Raw genomic sequence first — 3,214 nt, forward strand, 5'->3', positions numbered from 1 at the left:
GCGGGTACACCCCGAACCGAACTTTAATTAGCAAGATTTTCAAAGATCTCTCGTGCTTACAGCGTATAGCTGCTTAGCACATTATTGAATTATTAACGAACTATTGTACAAAATCAAGTCCGTTTCATTGCAAAATACTGCATAAAAGACTATAATTCAACTGTTTCAAAGATCGAATTGCCCTTTTTTATTGGACAGTAGTGAAATCGATTGACAAGACATAGTATCAGATTTAGCTATCTTTGCATCCCAAATGCATAATATAAAAGTACGTTACCACATTGTGGGAAAACAAGAAGAGTTGCAAGAGATATATGACCTCTATCAGACTTTCATACAGAAAGAACGCCCTGCTATGGAAGAAGACGAGGCCGATGATTGGGAAGGAAACATCATCTTAGCTCTTGGTGTGGACTATGGGACTTGCAATCTCTGTGGTAATATCAAGAAATGCGAACTTTCAGAAGGCTTTCTCTATATAGAAGCGGAAGAACTCGCATTGATTACTGACTTCCGCGTTCTTCTCAAAAATCGTTTCAAGGATTTGGAAATCTATTTCGCTACAGAAGATCCAGAAAACGAAACATATGTGACTAATGATACAGATGGCAAGTATTTTCACGACCTGCCTGATGATCATTTCATAGCTCCATTAGATTATTGACGTATGGGACCAAAAACATTTCTAGCAGCTCTAATGTGCCTAATCATCGTAGCCCTCATGTGCTCACCCATTTTCCTCGTATGGCACGGTTTTACTATGGGTGGTTCAGTAATAGTCAGAATAGCATTTATCGTGATAGGGCTCATTCTATTGCGTTTATTCAAGCCAATTTCTAATCTTACTGGCAAGGACTACAAGATATTCTGATAGTTTCGACTATAAAGGCTACAAATTTGATCGAAGGTGGTATCACTCTGTTTAGCGTGATACCACCTTCTTTTGTTTGGCATTCATATCAGGAATGAAGCAGAAGCCAAGTTTGCTTACTACAGTCGCAAGGTTGTCTGGCAAGAATTCTGCATAAACTCGCTCTGTTACGCCTGTTGAAGCGTGACCTAACAATCTGCTTATCTCACTGATTTCAGCTCCGTGTGCAAGCGCTAAAACTGCCCAAGTGTGTCTTGATACATGGAAAGTCAAGTCTTGATTCCATTTTAAATCATGAGATATACAACGAAGCGAAGTATTGATGGTATTATTCCAGGAATTTCTACGACGGTATATCGCCTCATGGTCATTTATATCGAAGTTCTCTGGCAATAGATCAAAAACAAAGACTTTGTTTCTACCCTTCCATTTTTCAAGAATACGAATGAGTGGTTCACTCAAAGGTATGGTATTTCGGTTTCTCGTCTTGACTTGTATTTTACTGATGAAATTCTTATTGAAATCAATGTCTTTCCATCGGAGCGTCATCACATCAACCATTCGCATACCGCAAGCATGGAAGGCAAACAGCCACATCTCCAAAAACTCTTTTCGTCGAGGTTGTTCGATGGTATTATAAACGGAAACTAACTCAGCAAGTCTCTCTTCAGTGAGATACTTGATATTCCTCTCTTCTTCATCAAGCCGGTCCTCTTCTTTCATATACAAGTCCTGGAGAGATGCATTAAGCTGATGAGAGATATAACCTAACTGACAAGCATATTCACACGCCTGAAGAATCGGACAAAGAGTCTTGTTAACTGTTGTTGCTTTCTTTTTTGCCAAGAGTCGATACTTACGGAAGTCAAGCAATAAGTCTTCACTAATATCTGAGACATAAATGAATTCCTTATGCTCACCATGTGTACCTTTGTGTTCAAGCAACAGGTATTCCTCAAACTGATTGAGATATGAAATACCATTCTTGCAAGTACTGAAACCTATCTTGCCTTTCTCATAACGTTTTTCCATCAACTCTTTAGCAAACTCTATGAAGTCCTTTCCTTCATCAGGTCGCAAAGCATTGTCATTATCTTCGAGAAAAGATCGAATCACATCACAAGTAATATGCTGATGCATTTCATAATACTTATGTATCTTCACATCTATATCTTCGATACGCTTATGAAGAGCATGATTATAATACTTATAGTCAATATCGGTCGTGGCACGTATTTCACCAATACCGCAATAGCCTTTCTCATTCCATTCCTTTACTGACACACTTATACCAGTTGATTTACGAATAGAATCAGCATGCCAATTGTATTCTATATACAATGGATACTTTTTACCAGACTGCACCATCTTTGGTATACGCAGTCTCAATCGTCCTTTCGGATAAAGTCTTGAAATTCTTCCCATATTAAAATACCTTTTTATTAATTATGGCACTATGTACGCGAAGATAGTAGAAAAGTTTATCATATCACTCCTTTTTTATAAACTTCAGATGATTTTAGTATGAAGTAAGGAGAATAATAAGAGAAGAAAAGATGAAATTAACCGATCAGAAAAGAAAGAATTTCAGGATATACCGATTATTGATCATTTAATTATGTAAAATAAGGCCATTAGAACGGTAAAATTGGCGGAAAAAGACGGCAAAAAGCCATATAGGAATTTCATGAGAAATCACCTATATGGCTCATTTCCATTATCTTATACTGATAATCGTAATCGATGAACGATTAGTACTCGTCATCATTCCAGAGGAAATCATCCTTTGAAGGATAATCAGGCCAGATGTCTTCGATGCTTTCGTAAACATCCCCTTCGTCCTCTATTTCCTGCAAATTCTCCAGAACTTCCAGAGGCGCACCAGAACGAGTTGCATAGTCAATCAACTCTTCTTTTGTTGCAGGCCATGGTGCATCTTCAAGCTTTGAAGCTAATTCAAGTGTCCAATACATAGCTTAATTATTTAACGTTTTATGAATTTGGCTGCAAAAGTAATAAAATATATTGTAACTACAAGTTTTTCTCTCATTTTTTTTCATAAAAGAACATAAATTCTCTAGAAAACATATCATACAAGAAAAAAACGGGGGATAAAAGTAAAAAGGTAAAAAAGGAAAAGAGTAAAAAGGTAAAAGAGTAAAAAGGTAAAAGAGTAAAAAGGTAAAAGAGTAAAAAGGTAAAAGGAAAAAACAGCTAAAAGAATCTGCGTCATCTGCGAATTGAAAATCGGCGGCCGAAGGGAAAGCCAAATCTGCGTGACAAAAAACAATCAGCATAAAAAAATAATCAGCGTGAGAAAAAGAAAGATTCGCGTGAGAAAAC

General features: G+C 37.0%; 3 protein-coding genes. 1 reads left to right on the top strand and 2 read right to left on the bottom strand.

Annotated elements, in window-relative coordinates:
• Positions 1-283: 283 nt before the first annotated feature.
• A complete protein-coding gene (locus ACQRBJ_RS15730) occupies positions 284-664 on the top strand; it encodes a hypothetical protein (protein WP_153080145.1) in 381 nt (126 codons plus the stop codon).
• 258 nt (positions 665-922) lie between these two features.
• Here ACQRBJ_RS15730 and ACQRBJ_RS15735 read toward each other — a convergent pair whose 3' ends face one another.
• Together ACQRBJ_RS15735 and ACQRBJ_RS15740 are read right to left on the bottom strand one after the other, a co-directional pair.
• Entirely contained in the window at positions 923-2,296 is a 1,374-nt protein-coding gene (locus ACQRBJ_RS15735; protein ID WP_119230266.1) for a tyrosine-type recombinase/integrase, read from the bottom strand.
• Positions 2,297-2,622: 326 nt separating this feature from the next.
• On the bottom strand, positions 2,623-2,844 hold the full coding sequence (locus tag ACQRBJ_RS15740; RefSeq protein ID WP_006848869.1) for a DUF2795 domain-containing protein: 222 nt from the start codon (positions 2,842-2,844) through the stop codon (positions 2,623-2,625).
• Between the last annotated feature and the right edge of the window lie 370 nt (positions 2,845-3,214).

Origin of the sequence: Prevotella sp. SGI.167 (genome assembly GCF_050313615.1) — a bacterium.
GTDB lineage: Bacteria > Bacteroidota > Bacteroidia > Bacteroidales > Bacteroidaceae > Prevotella.

Coding starts and splice junctions, on each gene's coding strand:
- ACQRBJ_RS15740 (WP_006848869.1), bottom strand. CDS start 2,844: ATGTATTGGACACTTGAATTAGCTTCAAAGCTTGAAGATGCACCATGG.
- ACQRBJ_RS15735 (WP_119230266.1), bottom strand. CDS start 2,296: ATGGGAAGAATTTCAAGACTTTATCCGAAAGGACGATTGAGACTGCGT.